The sequence below is a fragment of the Mesorhizobium sp. M0621 genome (assembly GCF_040320745.1).
Classification (GTDB): domain Bacteria; phylum Pseudomonadota; class Alphaproteobacteria; order Rhizobiales; family Rhizobiaceae; genus Mesorhizobium.
Window position 1 is genome coordinate 1 of sequence record NZ_JAMYQF010000056.1, and the last position, 18761, is coordinate 18761.

Here is an 18761-nt window from a genome sequence, read left to right on the forward strand (position 1 = left end):
GCTCCGCGCCAGCGCCCGTCCCTTCACCCGCCCAGCAGGGCACAACCCACGCCGGAAACGAACTCAAAACTGGATAGAAACTGGGGGCAAGGTCAATCGAAGGGACCGTGAATTCGTGCCCGCGCCGTTCTTCAAGTCAGGTGTGCCTCGGCTAAAGCGCGTCGCGACTGATCGGATTCATGCGAGGAGCCTTAGGTTGCCTCTATTTATCTCGTTGTACTCAAATCACGGCGCTTTTGGTTCCCGCAGCAATTGCCGACGAGTCCTCACTGCCTCCAGCAGTTCGCGCTCGCTGGTGTGAATATTTCGAAAAATGGCCACGACCATCACCGCCAAGATTTCGGCATCCGGGTCCAGAGGGTCGAGGTTCTCATCGGCGCAGACCTGATCGAACACGCGTGCGCAAATAGCCACATCGTGAGGGCTCAGGCAGGTGTGATTGAAACGCCGACGCAGCATCTGGGCGAACCTTTCAGGACTCGCCGCTCCGTGCTTTGCGGCGGGCTTTTTACTGGTGAACCGCTGACGTGATGGAATGCTTAAATGAGAATATCGCCCACAGTGTATTGGTATCAATTTACCTGATGCCTGATGATTGCTCTGTTAAGAGTCCCAAAATCAGCGCGCACTCACGAGCTCTATATTGCCCGGCAATCATAAGTTGATAGTAATCTTGCCGCTTGTGTTCCGGAACGTGAAATCCGCGTCGAAATTCCGCCGCTTCTTTCGGAGTTCGTGTACAGCCGAGTTTGCTGGCGGTGACTTTCAAACTCGCCAGTGAGCATCCGATCTTTGCCGCAATATCTTTCAGCGCCTCGTTGTTACCGTATCCATCAAGAATTATCTTGCGACGAGATTCGCTGTTGAGCTTTGTGTTCATTTCGGCGACATCCTCAATTATTATTTCAGGATGGCAGATTCTATACGCATCAGGTTGAAGAGTGTCGTTATCTTCGCATCCAGAAACTTATCTTGGAATGCATTTCTTATTGTAATCCAGCGTGATCGCCGTTTTGGTCGACTCAAGTTCAGCCAGTCTTGCCAGATGCCTGAAATACACCACATGATTGAGTGGGGCATGGGCATACCCGATTCGGATATGGCACCACGCGATGGAAACTAAGAGGCAAGGCGAGGCTCCCGCGAGCCAGCCGCAGGACCGTGATCGACGTCGTTGGTCGCGCGAAGGTCAACCCCGCAATGAGGCCGCCCCATCGCTCGCGCCGGCGCTTGACCCTCTCCCCTTTTCAACGCTCGAACTGGCGCCTGAGGATCAATTCGCCGCTTGGCAAGCGCAAATGGCGCCGCTTGTCGAGGTCAGATTGCCAGATGACAAATCGCTGAGCGATGGCTTTCCCGCCGACCACACGGCCTGGAATCTCGGTGGCATGCTGATCGTTCAACAGTGCGCGCCAGCACACAGCTATATGCGCTCCGCCGCGAAGCTCCGATCCAGTTCGATCGATCACTGGTATATCGTCTTGCCGCGTGCTGGCCGGTCATGGACGGAGGTCGATCGCCGCGTTGCGGAAAGCCAGCCGGGCACGTTGGAGATCAGATCGCTTGGCTACCCGTTTCGCGGGAGGGTAACGGACTCGGAAAGCCTCTTTCTCTATCTGCCGCGTGATTTGTTCTCTGATGCGGCGTCAACCCTCGACGCAAAGAACAATTCAATCATGTCCGGCAACTTTGCCAACCTCTTTGTCGACTACGTCAACAGCATCGAAGCAAGACTGCGCAGTCTCACGGCTGAAGATTTGCCTCGCATCGTACACGCAACACGCAGCATGATCATTGCCTGCCTCGCACCTCCGGCGGAACATGCCGCGGCCGCCGAACAATTGGCGAGCGTCGCGCTGATGGAGCGAGCGCGTCGATACGTCCAAAACAATCTGGATGCGGCTCATCTGACACCTGATTCAATGTGCCGGGCGCTCGGTGTATCTCGCTCTCGTCTCTATCAATTGTTCGAACCGAGTGGTGGTGTTCTCCATTACATACAAAGTCGCCGACTTCTGGCAGCCCATGTTGCGCTTAGCGATCCGGCGGACAGACGGCGAATTGTCGATATTGCTGAGGCCTTCGGGTTTAGTTCAGCGGCTAATTTCAGCCGAGCATTCAGTAAGGAATTCGGTTACAGCCCCCGCACAGGCCGCAGTACGTTGATGTTGTCGCGCCCCACCCACTCTGTTTCGCTTGCTGAACACGAGAAGGCGTCTTCCTTTGAAGATTGGCTCAAAGCGCTCGGAAGCTGAGTACAGGATCGGCGATGGTCGGCGCTTTATGGACCAGAATATTTCATGTCACGGCCACCGCGCTATCAATCATATAGCCAATTCACGTCAATTTCCGTTTTATTAACCAACTGTGACTGTTGATTATTATCGCCGAAAACCACAGCGGAGCACGCATTGCACCTACGCCGTATGCGGCACTTGTTAAGACTGCGAGTTAAAAGTTTGCCAGGCTTGATAGTTATGTTATTTCTGGACTGGGCGACGTGGATTCGCGCCGCTCACGGAGGTGGCTCTTGGCTCCAGAGGGATCAGGCGTCGGCACGAAGAGTGACGTTCCACGTCCAGGCGAAGCGCTTCTCGCTGACCTTTTAGCGAACACCACCGAACTTTTATCGTTCTACGACCGCGACTTCTGCCTGACCCACTACGCAACCAAGCTCAGGGGCATGTACGGAGGTGCGGTGACGCTGGGTGCCGCCCTTTGGGAGATCTACCCGAGCTTCCTCGATGCGAAGTATCGCGACGAATTTCTTCGTGTGTTCCACGGTGGCTCACCGGCAAGCATCGATTTGCCTCGGTCATCGGGCGACGTGCTGCGGTCCGTTTTTGTTTTCGCCACTGCAAATGGTGCGGGAATCATTGAATCAAGGGAGCGCGATGGGCGCAGCGTGACGGATGAGCAAGAGCATGTAATTCTGCTCCACCAGGCGACGCACGACGTGCTGACCGGACTGCACAATCGGCGGCGATTCGGCGAGCAGCTGCAGCAGGCGCTGGTGGCCCTCGGCGAACTGAAGCCCAAAGCCGCCCTGCTGCAGATCGACCTTGACGATTTCAAAGCAGTCAACGACACGCTCGGGCATGGAGCAGGCGATACGCTTCTTCAGCTCGCGGCGGGTCGTATCCGCGACGCGCTGCAGGACGGCGAATCCGCATACCGGTATGCCGGCGATGAGTTCGCTGTCATCCAATTGGGCAAAGAGCAGCCAGCAGAAGCCGAGCGCCTCGCCGGATCGCTGGTCGACGCGTTCAAGAACCCATTCGTCATCAACGGCATTCCCGTCTTCGTCGGCTCGAGTATCGGAATTGCTTTCGGGCCGGAGCACGGGACCGACGGTGAACAGTTGATGAAGGCCGCGGACATTGCCCTTTACGCGGCCAAGACAGATGGACGCGGCTGCGCCCGAACATTCAACCGTTCGATGCTGCTCTTGCTTGAGCAACGCGAGAATCTGAGACGCAGCCTTCGAACCGCGCTGGAGCGGGGCGAGCTTTATCTGGAGTATCAGCCGCTCATTCGGCCTCCCTCGTCGGTGATCGGTTTCGAAGCGCTGCTGCGGTGGCGGCACCCTGAGATCGGAATCATTCCACCCGGCGTGTTCATACCGATCGCCGAAGCTGACGGTTTGATGGACGAGATTGGACGTTGGGTGCTTGAGGAAGCCTGTTGCCAAGCAATGACGTGGCCTTCCTCGCTGACAGTCGCAGTGAACCTGTCACCAGCTCAGTTCCTTAGCGGTTCCCTGACGGACACCGTCGCCCAGATCATCGACGCAGTTGGCATCGAAGCCGACAGACTTGAACTTGAGATAACGGAGACGGTCCTACTTGAGAAGACGATCGACAATATCGATACGTTGAATACCCTGAACGTCCTGGGAATACGAATTTCGCTCGACGATTTTGGAACATACTACTCATCATTAAGCTATCTTAAGAACTTTCCCTTCGATACTTTGAAGATCGATCAGTACTTTATTGCAGACTTGGAGACCGACCTCAAAAGCCAAACGATCGTGCGATCGATCATGAATCTGGCGCACGGCCTAGGGATAAATGTAACTGCCGAGGGGGTCGAGACATCGGCACAGGTACGGTGGCTGATCAAGGAAAATTGCGATTGCCTGCAGGGTAATTACCTAGGACGGCCGCTCGGAGCCGAGGCGATCAGCGATTTCATCAAGCGGTCCCCGCCGAGGGCGGTACGAGCGATGCAGGAATCAAATGGGTCGCTCTAGCGCCTTGAACCCTTTGTTAACGATAACGTGGAGATTTGTAGAACGATCGAGGCGGATACCGCGCAATTCTTCAGGTCGGTGCCAGACTGACTCACCACGGACGGTGAAATTTTTCGTCGCGGAGGCCATCACCCCGCGGGGGTTCAATCCTGATGGAACAAGTGAGGATGCCGATGGGACCTGTTCATCATGACCTGGCTGGCGGCGGACCGACCTTTGAACCCATGATCCAGATCGACATGGAAATCAAAGCTTTTGTCTCCGCTTGGAGACACTGCGATTATGTCTCGACATACATGGCCCGGATGATCAGTCAGAACAGGTCTGACTCGGTCCGGCATTCAAATCTCTTTTCCTCCGCCTTTAACGAATTGCTGGAAGTCGCCTTTCGCACGCGCCATGCCGATGGCGAACTGGCATGCAGGGTGTCTCGCCATGGCGCGACGGAAAGGATCGAGTTGACATTTCCTTGCGTGCCGGAGGAGCGCCAATTCTACGAAGAAGCCGTGTCGCAACTTGCAGAAACAGAGGCCAGAGAGCGATACCTCACTTCGGTGTCTGGGGATCTTGCGCCGAGCCGCGAGGTCGTACTTCTGGAACTGGCTGTCGACTACAACGCGACACTCTGGATCGAGGAAGCCGACGGCGATGCAATCAAGCTTGTCGTGGATCTTCCGCTCGAGGGCTTGCAAAATTGAGCCCTTACGACCTTCTCCCGCGCTTTAAGGCGCAATACGACGCGAACAACCAGGAGTTCTCCATATCGGGAGTGGTCCGGCCTCAGGCGATCGATGAGCTTGGGCCCAGCATAGCATTGCTTCGCGATGCGATCGGCCGTGTGCGCGGCGTTCTCTACGTCAATGTTAGGCGCTTGACGCAGATGAACAACGCCGCTTTTCACACCTTTTCGAGGATCATCATCGACTCTTGTCGCGCTCGACCGGATCTCAAATTTGTCGTCATCACGTCAAGCGTTGTCGGATGGACCTCGCGAAAATTCGGTCGCCTGAGCGGAATTGAACCGAACATCACCGTCGAGGAGTATGACACCGAATTCTATCCGGGGCAGGGCTTCCTTGAGGAAGGCGGGTTCGTACCGATCCTGCGCACTCAGACAAAGATGACATGGCGCCACGAGCGCGCAATCTTGCCGCGACACGGGATGAGGCCTGGGATCGTCATGGCCGACATCTGCTGCGGGATCGGCGATTTCGCTGTGCTCGCGCAGAAGGAGTTCCAGCCATCGCGGATCGTCGCCCTCGACCACTCCAGATCAAGCCTGAACTATGCTCGCCGAGTGATGCGGGAGTTCGACATCCGGGGCATCGAATATACGTATGGCGATGCGTCGGAGATGCTGCTCGACGAAGCGCAGTTCGACCTGGTCACCTGCCGACATTCCCTGCAAATCTTCAATCGACCTGAACTCATCCTCAAGGAGCTCTACCGAATATGCAAGCCAGGCGGGCGGGTCTACATCACCAACGAAAAGAATTCGCATTGCCTCGGCGAGCCGCGCGCCGACAGCATTCGCTGGACCTACGATGAAGTGGCGAAGCTGTTCGGGCATTTCGAGATGGACGTCGAGCTTGGGCCCAAGAGTCGGCGATACCTGGTGGAAGCCGGATTCGAAGACATCCTTGTGGAGACCTTCATGGTCACTAACCTGGACGGCGATCCGCAGGACTTCGCCGATGTTATTGCAGCCTGGGCGGATGTCTATGCGGGCGAGATGGCGAGCAGACGCGGCGATGGGCCGGAGTTCGTCGCGCGGTTCCGGCAGGGCTTCGAGGACCACATTTTCGCTGCGCTCCACCCCAAGGGTTATGCGGGTTGGCCGATCTGGGTCGCATCGGGGCGACGGCCGCAATGAAAGCCGACGATGAGGGTACACCGCGCTTCGGCCTGCGCTCCTTTCGAGCGAAATTCGTATTGGTCGTTGGCGGCGCCGTGCTGTTCGACCTCCTTTTGAGCGGTGGCCTGGCGCTTTGGAACGTTCAAAAGCTGTCGCGCGATGCCACATCGGAAGTCGGTGAGGGCCTGACGACCGCAAACCAGGAATACATTCGTTCCTATGCCGAATCGACAGCGCTGAGTGTCGACCTGCTGCTCGACCGAGTTCATGGGGACGTCAAGGCACTGGCTGGCGTGCTGCAGGCCCAGACCGACGATCCGAGCAGGCAGCAACAGGTCGGAGCCACCCTTTCGCAGCAGGCGCCCGGCTCGGTAAAGGTCGTCTATGACGCGCAGGGCGATTGGGCACAGAACCTGCCGGGCGCGCCGTCCGTAGTCAGCGTCTGGGGCTACCTACTGGGCGCCGATCACAGTCCGCTGCCAAGCGTTCAGCAGGAAATAGAAGATAGCACCGTCCTGGACCTCGTTGCGCCGACGCTCATGGCCAGCGGGTCGTCCAAACTGCAGATGTATTATATTGGTCCAAAAGAACGGCCGATATTCAGGACCGTACCGTATACGGACCAGGCCCAGACCTTCGACAAGCTCTATCCTGGCCACAACAAGGCGGAGTTCTGGGAGTTCTTCTTTCCGGGGATCTATGGGTCATGGCAGCAATGGGCCAGGGATCCAGCCTCGCGTCCGGTACCTGACGACATCACCCAAACGGCACCTTACACCGACGCGATCACGGGAAAGTTGATCGTCAGCTTTTTCCATCCACTATGGACGCGTGATCGCACCGGCATCGCCGGTACGGCGGGAGCAGACATCACTCTCGACCAACTCGCGGAAGCTGTCGAACGTGTGAAGATCGCTGAAACAGGGTTCGGCTTTCTCACGATGTCGACTGGCAACGTGGTGGCCATCAATCCGTCGGGCCAGGCAATCATCGGCCTGACGTCATCGAGCGATGCGGGCAGCCAGGGCGTCACTGGCCTGGAGAGATCCCTGCGGGGAAGCACGCAGCCAGCTATCGCGTCGCTGCCTCTCGACCAGAACAATGACGGTATCATTCAGCATATCATGCTCGACAACAAGGGCGAACACGTTCCCTATATTGTTGTCCTCAAAAGATTGAAGCCGACCAATCTGTGGAGTTCAGGACCGATCAAGTCCGAAACGATGTCGGTCGGGATCGTCGTCCCCGAACGGGAGATCTATGCATCACTGTTCGCCGCGCAGGAGAGTATTTCTCGCGCAACCAATCGCATCCTTGTGTTTCAGATCGCGACGATCGCCGTTTCGCTTCTGATTGTTTTTGCGGCCGTGCTCGGGATTTCGAAGCGGATCACCGCAGGCCTCAGGGCGCTTGCCGGCGCTGCCCAGCGGCTCCAGTCAAAAGACTATTCGGTCCGCGTGAGCATTCCGACCCGAGACGAGGTTGGAGCCGCAGGAATTGCTTTCAACCGGATGGCCGAGCAGATCAGCTTTCACACCGAAAACCTCGAGCAACTCGTCGACGAACGAACAAGGGATCTCGGGGACGCAAATCAGGAGATTTCCGCGCTCAACGAAAAGTTGCGGGACGAGAACGTCCGCCTCGGTGCCGAGCTCGCGGTTGCCAGGCAGATCCAGATGATGGTCCTGCCGAAACCATTCGAACTCGAAGCGATTCCGGGGCTGGAGATCGCTGCCTACATGCGGCCAGCCGACGAGGTCGGCGGTGACTATTACGACGTCCTGCAGAACGGGTCACGGGTCAAGATCGGCATTGGGGACGTGACCGGTCATGGTCTCGAGAGCGGCGTGCTGATGCTGATGGTCCAATCTGTCGCACGCGCGCTGCAGGAGACCAGCGAAAGGGATCCGCACCAGTTCCTGGATCGGCTAAACAGGGCAATCTACAAGAATATCGAGCGGACGAACACCAATAAGCATCTCTCTCTGGCCTTTCTTGACTTTGAGGATGAGCAAGTAACGCTGTCGGGCCAACACGAGGACGTTCTCATCCTGCGTGCGGACGGGGAAGTAGAACGCATCGATACGCTTGATCTGGGTATGCCGATTGGACTGGAGAATGACATCTCGAAGTTCATTGCTACGCGCGACATCGTGTTCGGGAGCGGCGACGTGATCGTGCTGCACACCGACGGTGTGACCGAGGCGGAAGACCAAGACAGAAAGCTGTTTGGGTTCGAGCGCCTCTGCCAGAGCGCACGAAAACGTCAAGGCAGGAGCGCCGAGGACATCAAAACCGGGATCATCGAGGATCTCATGGCCCATATCGGGATCCAAAAGATCCACGACGACATTACCCTCGTAATCATAAGGCACACATAGCCATGACGACACTGTTCGGGACCCCTGACGTTGCAATCGGGATGAAGGAGAGCGTCAGCCGCGTGCGGCTGTTCGACGGTCCTCTCGACTTGAGTTGGCGTCATTGTGCCACGACCTCGGACTTCATCGCCGATCTTTTCGCGTTGCGGTTCCAGTCGTCCCGCAATGACTACGTGGAAGTGCGGCACAGCATTGGATATCTGGTCAACGAACTCATTGAAAATGCCGTCAAGTTTCGCGCGCCGGGTGAGATCTTGATCGAGGCGTCGATGGACTCGGAATGCTTCAAGCTCAAAGTGTCAAATGACGTCGATGGTGAAGATGCGTCCGAGTTCCAAAGTCTCCTGGCGGACATCACGGTTGGCGACCCCATGGACCTACTGATACAGCGAATTGAAGCCAATGCCGCGAACCCTGACGTAGGAGGCTCCGGACTTGGATTGCTGACCTTGATGAGCGACTACGGCGCGCGCCTGGCTTGGATATTCAGCGCCGCCGACGAAAGCGATCGGATTTGCGTGGAGACATATGCCTCCATTCCAATCTCGCAAATTCACAACTAAATGAAACGAAGCTAGGCTATGGAAATCAAGACAGACGACTATCGCGTATGGACTGAAGGAAGCGAAATTTTCTTCGACGGTGCAATGCGCCTTGCCAGTTCCGATGCCGGTGCGCCTATCACGGCATTGGCGACCAGTGTGCTTGCCTCGAATCCGGCTTCCATTACGCTCAATCTGAAAGACCTTCACTTTCTCAACTCTTCCGGCATCAACCTGCTGGCGAAATTTACCATCGAGGTGCGCAAGCATCCCGATGTTCGACTCGTCGTGCGTGGAACGCCCGACATACCCTGGCAATCGAAATCATTGCCGAATCTGAAGAAGCTCCATCCTGCTGTGGTGCTTTTGATGGACTAATCAGGTCGCTCGATTGGCCAAAAGACTGCGTGGTGCAAGATCGCCGCAACGAGCGAGATATGTACGCCAGGACAAGTATGTGGATGCGAAGCTAACGACAATCCGGCCTGGTGCGCAGATGCTCCCAATGGCTCGGCGGGGACTCGGCACAGGCGGCAGGCATCCAAGTTGGGGGGATGTCGGGCTGCCTGTGCCGATCAGCCGCCGCTGCGCGATCAAAGGTGGCGTCATTGAGTAAGAGTGCCAAGGTGACAGGCGGCCGGCTGGAGTTTATTCCGCCGCAGATCCCGACTCGCGTCAAGGAGCCGCCCGAAGATGAGGGATGGCTTCACGAGGTCAACCTTGACGGCTACCGAACGCAGATCATCATCGATAACGGCGGCGTGCGTCTCTACAGCAAGAATGGCCGTGACTGGACCACGAAATACTGGCCCATCGCGCTGGCTGTCGAGTTGCCATGCCGGGCTGCCATTATCGACGGCCAGGTCATTGTGCCAGGCGAGCAGGGCGCTCCCGATTGCCCTGCGCTGGAAGCCGCGATCTGGAACAAACCGAGCCGGTTGGTGTTCGTCGCGTTCGACATCCTCCATCTCGACGGTCGCAATCTAGGCTGCTTGCCCCTGCTGCAGCGCAAGCAGACGCTATGGCAACTGGTTGAGCACGGCCTTGGCAAGATCCAGTACAACGAGCATTTCGAGGGCAGTGCGCTAGCGATCTTCCGCGCCATCGAAGGGGTGCGCCTCGAAAGCATTATCTCGAAGCGCGCCGACAGCCGCTACAGGAGCGGACCGTCGAATACATGGCTGAAAGCCAAATATTTCGAGGAACCCGATTTCTGAGCATCGACGACCGCTTCCGGCGCAACCACGACCTCGGCACCAGCAATGTCTGCTTTTGGCGGCGGTCAAGTCGGCCGGAACGACCGACAATGGGCGCACAGCGGTCATCTGTTTTGTGACAGCGTAGCCTCGGGTCCAAACCTTGAGGTGACATCCATGAGCGCCGGCAGGCCTGCGTCACGCCCAACTTCAGCACCCATTGGTCACACGATGGCGCCGAGGCTCGTTGTTTAACACCGGCACGGATAGTTGGTGTTAACAGTGCTTGATTGCGCTCACTGAACTTCCCGCGTAGGAGCGAGACAGTCAACAAGGAGACCGAAATCATGGACGACGCACGCGAGCAGTCGGGCACCGATCTGTTGGGGCTAACCGCAGACATTGTCGCCGCCTATGTTCAGAACAACGCGACGCCGGTGGCGGGTCTTCCAGAACTGATCGCCAGCGTCAATTCTGCTCTCTCAGGGTTAGTATAGCCGGTCGCCCCACCGCCACCAGTGCTGACTCCAGCGGTAAATCCGAAGAAGTCGGTGTTTCCCGACTACATCGTGAGCCTGGAGGACGGGCGCAAGTTCAAATCTATGAAACGCCACCTAGGTTTGCTGGGTATGACACCGGACCAGTACAGAGCTAAGTGGAGTCTTGCGAATGATTATCCTATGGTGGCGCCGAGCTATGCGGCCCAACGATCAGCACTCGCAAAATCCATTGGCCTTGGCCGCAAGGCAGCTGCGAAAACGCCGCCGAGGAAAGCGCCAGCAAGGCGAAAAGCTTAGGCTTAGGCATTCCTCGGTATCTGTAACTTCTAGACTTCCGCTCCTGACGGACGCATTCTCCTCCCGGGAGAGGGCGATGGGCAAAGTAATTCATCCCAAATGGGCAGGGCGGCGAAGGCCATGCGGCGCGCGCATCGCGCCAGTCGCCTCGTGGTGGTTCTTGCACTACTTGGGTTTACGTCCGTCGCCTACGTTGCGAGCGGCGATCAGCGCCAGCTCCCGCGGGTCCATTCGTCCGGCACTTCACCGAGCTACGTCGCGGCGCGGAATATGGCCTGCGACATCAAGGGGAACATTAACGAGCGCGGCGAGCGCATCGATCACATGCCCGGCCAAGCATATTATTCGGCGACGCGCGTGAATCCGGCCCGAGGCGAGCGCTGGTTCTGCTCGCAGTGGCAAGCATGGTGGGCCGGTTGGCGGAAGGCCAAGGTGTGATGGTGACGACCGCCTTGGACCTGTTCATTGCCCGTGAGCGCGGCAATTAGCCCTCATGGCTCTCCATTGGTTCAACCCTCCGGTCTACGTTAGGACTGACCGTCCTGGCATCCGCTTCGGGGTCAGCCACGTCGAGGGTGCCGCCGAGCAACTCCTGAAGTGGACCAAGCGCGGCCCTAAGTGGAAGCAGGCGGTTGAGACCTGCATGGCCGCTATGGAAGGCAACGTGCCCACTCAGGAGGCCCGCAGAGCATTCGAGGCGGCGGCCAAGGAGGAGAGCATGTTCCTCCCACCTGCATAGGACTCCCGGCCAGTCTTCACTCCGTTGAGAACCGGCCAGACCCGATCGCGCCGAAAGGATCGGAGAGCGTGCCTTCGCCTGAAACGAGTGACGAGTGGTTACAACAAGAATGAGCGCAATGGCGTTTCACTGCGAGCCGATCCGGACGCGCCGTCACGCCAATTCCATCGCGTTGGCGGTCCGCGGAGAGACGGACAATTCTGCCGCTAAAACTTGCAGGCTGTGTTCGGACGAGCCAACTCCGCTCGGAATGGTTTTGCCACCGGAGCGAAGATGGCTGTCACGTCCTTAGCAGGCGCTCCGGACTCGTTTTCGCCCGATGTGCCCACGGCCGGTATCAACATACCCATGGCCTTTCGAGACCACCTTTGGCGTGCACGTCGGATCGTCGCCCTCGTATAACGTCACTTCGCCTTCAGTGACTGTGATGAAGACCGGGCCCGGATGCGAATGCCATCCCGTCGAGCTTCCAGGCGCGTAGTCATGCGTCCGCACGGCAATGTCAAGCGGTCTCTTCGCCCGGGGCCGCAAGATCGGTCTGCAGGGCAAATGCATCATGCGTAGCCGTCCAATAACGGTCATCAACGTCTGTCTTCATCGGCCGATCTCCTGGTCGTCGGCGCTTACCGCCTTTCGGCGCCTACGATCTGTGCCGGAGCGCCGAACAGCATGCAGAGTCGTTACGCACCATCCCGAAGATCCGCCGCCCGGACAAAGACCCGGTCTATGACCGCGACGGACCGTTGCTCAGCGCCTGGCAGGAAGTCTAGACGGCATGCGTCTTCGCCGACGGAGGACTGACGGTTGACGATCATGCATGGTGCGGAAGACATTGGGGTCCGAATCCAGCATGGAGGTCGCTCAGGCCTCGTTCGCAGCGGATGTCGGGCGCGTTTCAGTTCAAGCGAAAGCCCATTCCGCATCGGTCGGCGCCATCAGCCCTTGCCGCAGCCGGTTCCGCAGTTCCTGCCACGATGGGTCCACTACGAAACTGCTCATGCTTCCGCACGCCCTGGCAAAAGGAATATCGCCGAAGCGATCGATGGGGCCGCTTGTCCCGCCCTTCCCGCCCTCCAGAAACAGCTGGAGAGGATCATCGTCACACTCAATGACCCGATGTCCCCAGGCTCCGGGCACGTCGTCGGCTGCAAGAGCCTGGCGAAGATCCTCGTCCACACGCGCTGTCTCCAGAGCCTGGCAGACGACATAGCGCATCAGGGGATAGTAGAGCGGCTGATAACTGCCTCCCAGCGCGCGCACGCCAGGCAGGATCGACAAGACCAGGAACATCAGGAGCAGGTTGGGAATTAGGCTGCGGTTTGCCAGCCGCTCGATTATGTCGCTCGCCGTGAAGCGGGCAACCTTCGTGCCGGTCGCCGTGTGCACAAGGTCTCCAGCGATCAAGCGCAGCGGAAGGCGTTTGCCATTTTCGTAGAACCAGAAGAAATCGGTGCCGCGTGTGAGCCAGCCACTCCAGGGGCCCGCAGCCAGCCTGTCGAGCCCGGCAACGATATTGGACGCGAGCTTCTGGTCCTCAATCACGCGCGTCCGCAGCCACGAGTCATCGTCGCACAGATGGTCCGCCACCAAGTCTGCTATATCCTCGTCATCGAGCTGCAGGAACGCGACGTTGCCTGTGAACAGTTTGGGCCAAAGCACAAGATTGGCTGCCTTGATGGCATGCGACGGACGCTCGAACGGCGTCTGCGGCAGAAGGCTGCGGAGCTGGGTGAGGGCGTCTCCCTCAGCGTTCGGCTCCGCCGGTACCAGCTCAAACCGATAGGATCCCGGCCCGGTCAGAAGGCTGTATCCGATCATCCGGCTTCGGCTGAGGCCAAAGACGTTGATCGGCTTCCCGTCGAACGTGAACCAGCCTGGCCCCTTGCGCGGCTTTTCAACAAGGCTCACCGTCGAAACGGCATAGGAGACGTAGGTCGAGCAGCCATGCGTCGACAGGCCAAGCAGGCTCAGGATATGCGTATAATACGCCTCGGGCTCCAACAGAAGAAACAGGTGCGGGCCAGTCTGCAACACGCGGCGCTCTTCGAATTCCGAGCAGATTTGTGAAACGGCCTTGACGGGCAATCCGTTTCGCTTTCCCGCGTTCCTGATTGTATCGAGCAACTTCGTAAGGGCGCGACGGCGAATTTCCGGCTCGGCTTTCTGAAGCGGTGCCTCGAACAAGCGGCTCGCATAGTCGCGGACGGGGCGGGAATAATAGGGCCGCATCCAAGGATAGAGCGTCGCCAGCGACCCGAGGACCGCCTGTTTCGCGTCTGCGTCTGCTGTCAGCTCGTCCACCTCACGCTTCACCCTGTCGCTGTGCGATACCGAGGCTCAATGCAGGAATGCTGATGAGGAGCGCCATGCCGAAGCTGAAGAAGACCGTCGACGGAAATACACTGTCGCCAACAACGGTCGTGGTGCTGAAAATGAGCAACCCGAGGGCCACGGCGAGACTGTGCATGAGGCCCTTGGCCCTGCCCAACACACTATCGCCGACGCGCGACTGCAGGGTGACCTCAATGCTCACCCGGCCCAGATTGTAGAGACATCCGAGCGTGGCAAAGACAATCAGTGTCCATGGCGCGCGCAAAGCGATCAACGACATCAGCGCGAGCGCAGTTGAGCCGAGAAGCATGAGGTGAAGTATAGGAGCACTTATGGTTCGTGTCAGCCTGACGAAAGCAACCGCTCCGATCAGCGAACCTGCCGACCAAGCTGCCTCAAGGCGGCCGAAATCCACGGCCGTGCCTTTCTGTTCGTCGAAGATGAAGCTTGAACCCATGACCGTGACCAGCACGGCGCCTCCATAGAGAAGTGCATATGCGGCAAAGAGACGAAATAGGCGCCGATCATCGGTGGGCGCCAAGCCATTGGGCCTGCTGACGCCTCGCGAGATCGAGCCCAGCCGCATCGAGGAGAGTGAACCCGCTGAAACCAGGAAGAACAGCGCCAGCGCCGCGAATGCAGGGGCAGGGGAGCCCCCACTCAGCAAAGGCCCGGCAAGCAATGCTGCCCCGAGACTGCCCAACTGTATGACGAAGAACACGCTCGAATTTGCGCTCGCAAGATCGGCGCCGCTCGTCACAAGCGGGATCATTGCCTGCGAGGCGGTAAGGGCGACGCGATCGCAAACCGAGAACAGGACCGCTGACAGGCACAGCGTTGGCAATACGTCCAGATAGAGCAGCGAGAACGCCGTCGCGAGCATGACGGCAAAGCGACCGACGTCCGCCATGATGTTCAGGCGTCGTCGATCAAATCGGTCCGCCGTTACGCCGGCCAGAGGGCTCGCGATGAATTCGACAACACTGACGATGACAAGCAAAGTCGCGACGCCGGCGCTTCCGTGGCCCGCTTCGACAAGAGCCCAGGCGCAGGCAATGTAGTAGCCGTTTCGCCCGACGGCCGCAGCAAAGGTGCTGGCCAGAAACCCAAGGAGAACGCGTGGTCGAGCGCCCGGTCTCTTGTCACAATAGATGCGGGTTGTGTTTGACACGGGCGGCACATCCAACGGCCGCTCTTGATACCTGTTTTCAGGAACCCCGCTTAACAATCATGTGTGGATTTTCAGATACTTGCTGAAATAGCCAAACGTACTGATTCAAATCCTGCACCGGCGGCGGAACTCGGTCGGACAGACGCCGAAGGCCCGCTTGAAAGCGATCGTGAAATGGCTAGAGCTGCCGAAACCGCATTCCAACGCGATCTCCGTCGCCGACCTGTTGGTCGATCGCAGCATATCGGCTGACCGGTCCAGACGACGCTTCGCGATGAATGCGTGCGGCGTCATGCCCGTCGACTGCTTGAAGGCCCTGCCGAAATGGAAACGGCTCACGCCGACTTCTTTTGCCAGGTCGGCCAAAGTGGGCGTTTCGTCCGGTGACGATTCGATCATCGCGACCGCGCGTTTGAGATCGAAGGACGACAAGCCGCCTTTCGCGGGCTCAGGATGGCTGCCGTTCAGCCTGACCATTTGAACAAGCAATTGCATGACCTGGCTCTCGACCATTGTCACGCTGATCGGATCCGGCTGCTTGAGCTCGATGACGATCCGCTGCAAGGCCATCTCGATGGTGGCGTCGCGAAATCCGATCGAAGCCGGCAGGTCGGCCGAGCGATGGCCCACCATGCCCCCAAACGTCTCGTCAGCGAACGCCTTCTCTATGGATACCAGCAAATAGGCGGCCGTCGGGTCGCCCTCATCCCACCCAGTCCAATCACTGCCTGCCGGCATGTGGATTACCGAGCCAGCGCGTCGCGGAGAAAACGAGATGCGACGCCCATCGACGAAGTCTTCTCCGCGGCTCGCGACTCCCCTCAGATTCATCAGGAACATATGGCCGGGAAAAGAGACGGCCGTTTCCTGGCGCGCCAGACCCGTCCTTTTGATCAAGTCTGCTCGCACGTTTCCCCAACTCTCATGTTGGTGCGCGAAAGTCTGATGCTGTGAGCGGCGTAACTTTTTGAGGTCGAGGCAAAGAGTATCCACGCAGACAGCAACCTTCGCAACCGCGGCCCGACCCCTCCCTTGTTGTGCATAACCATGGGTTGCTGGACAACTCACAACTAACTCAGGATTGGTAGAAGATGTCACTTTAGTAAAAAAACGGCAATCGAATGAAAGCCGCTCGTATTGTTTCAACCTACCAGTGCCTCGGCGAAGACTCGAACCAGCTTGAAACATTAGGCCACTCTTAAATTAGTGGCGTTTCCACATCGAGCTCTTTGCATCTCACCAAAGCAATGGTGTGGGAGGCATATTCCGATGCGTGGTCTCAACGATTTCCTGGCCGAGTGCGATCAGGGCCCGCGGATCAACGAACTCGCCGGTTTTTTCGCGGCCACTGCCGCGGGTAAGAGCGGCATGCCGGTCCGCAGGCCTCTGGCCGATGTTCGGCTTCTGCCCGATGATGAACTGCTGCGCGATCTCGTTCACCTCCACGCCAATCGGCAAGGCTTTTTCGACCAGCACTATCACGGCAGCATTCCCTACAGATTGGAGGAGGAGTGCAGGATGGCCTACGCAGTGCTGAAGTACGCCGGGTCCCGTGGCGCACCGCTATCGCTATACAGCCTTGGAACGGCGGAAGGCACGATGGCCAGGACGCTATCCGAATTTTCCGGTGGGCAGATTGTCTCGCTGTCGTGCAGTCCGAATCCCGAGAACTACAAATCCTTCATGGCGTATGGCGAACCGGCCAACGCCGAATTCTTCATCGGCCCGTTTCACTGGTTGACAAAGGACGCACTCGGATCCGACCGGCGGCTGGCAAAGTTCACGCAAGGCTTCGATATCATCCTGGAGGACACGACCTTCCAGATGTATTCGCCCAACAGGTTGAAGCAGATCGAGTTCGTAGCCCAGCACCTCAAGGAGGGAGGCATCTTCGTGTTCGTCGAAAAGTTTCGGGCCGCCGATGAAGGCGACTACCAACGTCGCGAGCACCAGAAGAACTATGGTTTCAAGGCGCGGTACTTCCCGCAGGACGAAATCGACAGAAAGAAGACGGCTGTGCTGGGGACCATGTTCAACAATGAGGTCACGTTGAAGGAGATGGCCCGCGCTGTAAGAGCGCAGTTCAAGCACTGCGTCATGACGTGGAACAGCGGCAATTTCTGCAGTCTCGCGGCGAGCAACAGCAAGGAAAATCTCGATCTGTATGTGTCACAGATGCCAGTTTCAGCCATCCCGCACGAGTATGTCTACGAGGCCGGCATGCACCCGGCCTCAACGATCATGACGAAAGATGTCCCGGTCTGACGTAGCAATGCGATATCAATGGCCGCAAGGCTTCAATGCAATTGCGGTTGCTTATCTCTTCGCCCTACTCCAGCGCTGCAGCGCTGGCAGGCGCGGCTATCGCCAGAGCGCGATCCTTTCCAGTCAAGAGGTCCGATCGCATCACGGTGAGGCACGCATCATCCGCGACAATATCCACGAAGCTCAAGTGCCATGACGCCGAACGGGAACGCCATCCAACTACTGACCTACGCTTTTGCAGCCATGGATCACGGCAGCCTGCGTCAAGCGGCGAGAGCCCTGAGGGTCCAGGAATCCTCGGTCAGTCGCAACGTCGTCAAACTCGAACAGCTTCTGGAAATGCAGCTGTTCGAGCGCAACGTGCGCGGCGTTCGCCTGACCGATACAGGCCGGGCCTGGATCGATATTGTGCGCGCTCACTACGATGGTTTGCTGGAGGCTTTCGCCGAGCGGGTCCGCGATAACAACGATGCCAAGATGCTCCGGATTGGATTGTGCTGCGTGACTGGAGGTGAGTTCCTCAAGCGCCTCATTAATCATTTCGGCAAGAAATACCCGGACGTCAGCCTGACCATTGAAGATGTCCCATCCGGGCAGTGCCTGGCAGCCATACGCCGCAGGCACTTCGATATCGTGTTCACGCACGACATTGGCGCCGCCAGATTCTGCAGCAGCGAAGTGTTTTGGCAGGAACGTCTCTTCGTGCTCCTGCCGTCCTGTCATTCCCTCGTCGAGAAGGCCGTTCTCGCATGGTCCGACCTTGCGGATATGTGTCTGCTCGTCCCGGTCGGACTAGAAGGCACCCCTTTGGATCTGTGTCTGCTCGAACGCATTGCGGCCGATGGCGGCCCGGCCGTTCAAACGTGTCGCGCCAACCAGGCGACCGTCATCTTCCAGGTGCAGCTGGGGCTGGGCGTCACTTTGGCCGAAGCGAGCTATGCCAGGACTGTTGCCATCGGTTCTGCCCTGTGGAAGCCGCTTGGCGGAAAAAACAGCGTCAGCTCGGTCAAGGGCGTGTGGCTCGAATCGAATCCGAAGCGGGCTGTCCTGCGCCTGGTCGGGCTCGCCAGGAATATGGTGGCAGCAAGTCAAAGGCCGGGACGCGCGCAGCATACAGCGTTTGTTGCGCCGGGTGCTGTGCCGCGCGGAGCGGCTTGGTCGCATAGAGCGAAGTGACGTGTCGCGCCCTTCGAGCGAAACGGCGGTCGCGACGGATTGGCGATTGGCAG

The 18761-nt window shown here is 58.3% G+C and carries 19 protein-coding genes and 1 pseudogene; 13 read left to right on the forward strand and 7 right to left on the reverse strand.

Annotated features, from left to right (window positions below; all coding sequences use genetic code 11):
- Positions 1–225: 225 nt before the first annotated feature.
- Both NKI38_RS27525 and NKI38_RS27530 read right to left on the reverse strand, forming a co-directional pair.
- Positions 226–459 carry a hypothetical protein gene (locus tag NKI38_RS27525; RefSeq protein ID WP_352663249.1) on the reverse strand — a complete coding sequence of 78 codons (234 nt, stop codon included), beginning with the start codon at positions 457–459 and terminating at the stop codon, positions 226–228.
- 118 nt (positions 460–577) lie between these two features.
- Positions 578–880 (reverse strand): hypothetical protein, encoded by a 303-nt coding sequence (locus NKI38_RS27530; protein WP_352663252.1) that lies wholly within the window; start codon positions 878–880, stop codon positions 578–580.
- A gap of 232 nt (positions 881–1112) precedes the next feature.
- On the opposite strand from NKI38_RS27530, the gene NKI38_RS27535 reads away from it, so the two are divergent.
- The 11 genes and pseudogenes from NKI38_RS27535 (at position 1113) to NKI38_RS27585 (ending at position 11765) form a co-directional block, all read left to right on the forward strand.
- Positions 1113–2255: a helix-turn-helix domain-containing protein gene (locus NKI38_RS27535; protein WP_352663255.1), complete on the forward strand. Its 1143-nt coding sequence runs from the start codon at positions 1113–1115 to the stop codon at positions 2253–2255.
- A gap of 275 nt (positions 2256–2530) precedes the next feature.
- Complete coding sequence (locus NKI38_RS27540; protein WP_352663258.1) at positions 2531–4255, forward strand: putative bifunctional diguanylate cyclase/phosphodiesterase; 1725 nt, start codon at positions 2531–2533, stop codon at positions 4253–4255.
- A 173-nt stretch (positions 4256–4428) separates the two neighbouring features.
- A complete protein-coding gene (locus NKI38_RS27545) occupies positions 4429–4953 on the forward strand; it encodes a ubiquinone biosynthesis methyltransferase UbiE (protein ID WP_352663348.1) in 525 nt (174 codons plus the stop codon).
- Positions 4950–6128 (forward strand): class I SAM-dependent methyltransferase, encoded by a 1179-nt coding sequence (locus NKI38_RS27550; protein WP_352663261.1) that lies wholly within the window; start codon positions 4950–4952, stop codon positions 6126–6128. The genes NKI38_RS27545 and NKI38_RS27550 overlap by 4 nt, the downstream gene beginning before the upstream one ends.
- Entirely contained in the window at positions 6125–8491 is a 2367-nt protein-coding gene (locus NKI38_RS27555) for a SpoIIE family protein phosphatase (RefSeq protein WP_352663264.1), read from the forward strand. The genes NKI38_RS27550 and NKI38_RS27555 overlap by 4 nt, the downstream gene beginning before the upstream one ends.
- Before the next feature lie 2 nt (positions 8492–8493).
- Positions 8494–9054, forward strand: a complete 561-nt coding sequence (locus NKI38_RS27560) for a slr1658 superfamily regulator (protein ID WP_352663266.1) — start codon at positions 8494–8496, stop codon at positions 9052–9054.
- Between the two features lie 18 nt (positions 9055–9072).
- Complete coding sequence (locus NKI38_RS27565; RefSeq protein WP_352663269.1) at positions 9073–9411, forward strand: slr1659 superfamily regulator; 339 nt, start codon at positions 9073–9075, stop codon at positions 9409–9411.
- Positions 9412–9641: 230 nt separating this feature from the next.
- The gene (locus tag NKI38_RS27570) at positions 9642–10250 is read left to right on the forward strand and encodes an ATP-dependent DNA ligase (protein WP_502899395.1); all 609 of its coding nucleotides are present in this window, start codon (positions 9642–9644) and stop codon (positions 10248–10250) included.
- A gap of 326 nt (positions 10251–10576) precedes the next feature.
- Positions 10577–11026 (forward strand): annotated as a pseudogene (locus NKI38_RS27575) (Ros/MucR family transcriptional regulator).
- A gap of 120 nt (positions 11027–11146) precedes the next feature.
- A complete protein-coding gene (locus NKI38_RS27580; RefSeq protein WP_352663275.1) occupies positions 11147–11464 on the forward strand; it encodes a hypothetical protein in 318 nt (105 codons plus the stop codon).
- Positions 11465–11519: 55 nt separating this feature from the next.
- A complete protein-coding gene (locus tag NKI38_RS27585) occupies positions 11520–11765 on the forward strand; it encodes a DUF982 domain-containing protein (RefSeq protein WP_352663277.1) in 246 nt (81 codons plus the stop codon).
- 288 nt (positions 11766–12053) lie between these two features.
- Here the strand turns inward: NKI38_RS27585 and NKI38_RS27590 are convergent, their stop codons facing one another.
- The 5 genes from NKI38_RS27590 to NKI38_RS27610 all read right to left on the reverse strand — a co-directional run bounded on the left by NKI38_RS27590 (position 12054) and on the right by NKI38_RS27610 (position 16749).
- Positions 12054–12347: a cupin domain-containing protein gene (locus NKI38_RS27590; RefSeq protein ID WP_352663350.1), complete on the reverse strand. Its 294-nt coding sequence runs from the start codon at positions 12345–12347 to the stop codon at positions 12054–12056.
- Between the two features lie 318 nt (positions 12348–12665).
- The gene (locus NKI38_RS27595) at positions 12666–14066 is read right to left on the reverse strand and encodes a hypothetical protein (RefSeq protein ID WP_352663279.1); all 1401 of its coding nucleotides are present in this window, start codon (positions 14064–14066) and stop codon (positions 12666–12668) included.
- 1 nt (position 14067) lies between these two features.
- Complete coding sequence (locus tag NKI38_RS27600) at positions 14068–15267, reverse strand: MFS transporter (protein ID WP_352663282.1); 1200 nt, start codon at positions 15265–15267, stop codon at positions 14068–14070.
- Between the two features lie 105 nt (positions 15268–15372).
- A complete protein-coding gene (locus NKI38_RS27605; protein ID WP_352663285.1) occupies positions 15373–16164 on the reverse strand; it encodes a helix-turn-helix domain-containing protein in 792 nt (263 codons plus the stop codon).
- Between the two features lie 339 nt (positions 16165–16503).
- On the reverse strand, positions 16504–16749 hold the full coding sequence (locus tag NKI38_RS27610) for a hypothetical protein (protein ID WP_352663288.1): 246 nt from the start codon (positions 16747–16749) through the stop codon (positions 16504–16506).
- Between the two features lie 36 nt (positions 16750–16785).
- Between NKI38_RS27610 and NKI38_RS27615 the strand changes: the two genes are divergently transcribed.
- Entirely contained in the window at positions 16786–17532 is a 747-nt protein-coding gene (locus NKI38_RS27615; RefSeq protein ID WP_352663291.1) for a class I SAM-dependent methyltransferase, read from the forward strand.
- A 192-nt stretch (positions 17533–17724) separates the two neighbouring features.
- Positions 17725–18708, forward strand: coding sequence for a LysR family transcriptional regulator (locus tag NKI38_RS27620; RefSeq protein ID WP_352663294.1), 984 nt, complete (start codon positions 17725–17727; stop codon positions 18706–18708).
- Positions 18709–18761 lie beyond the last annotated feature (53 nt).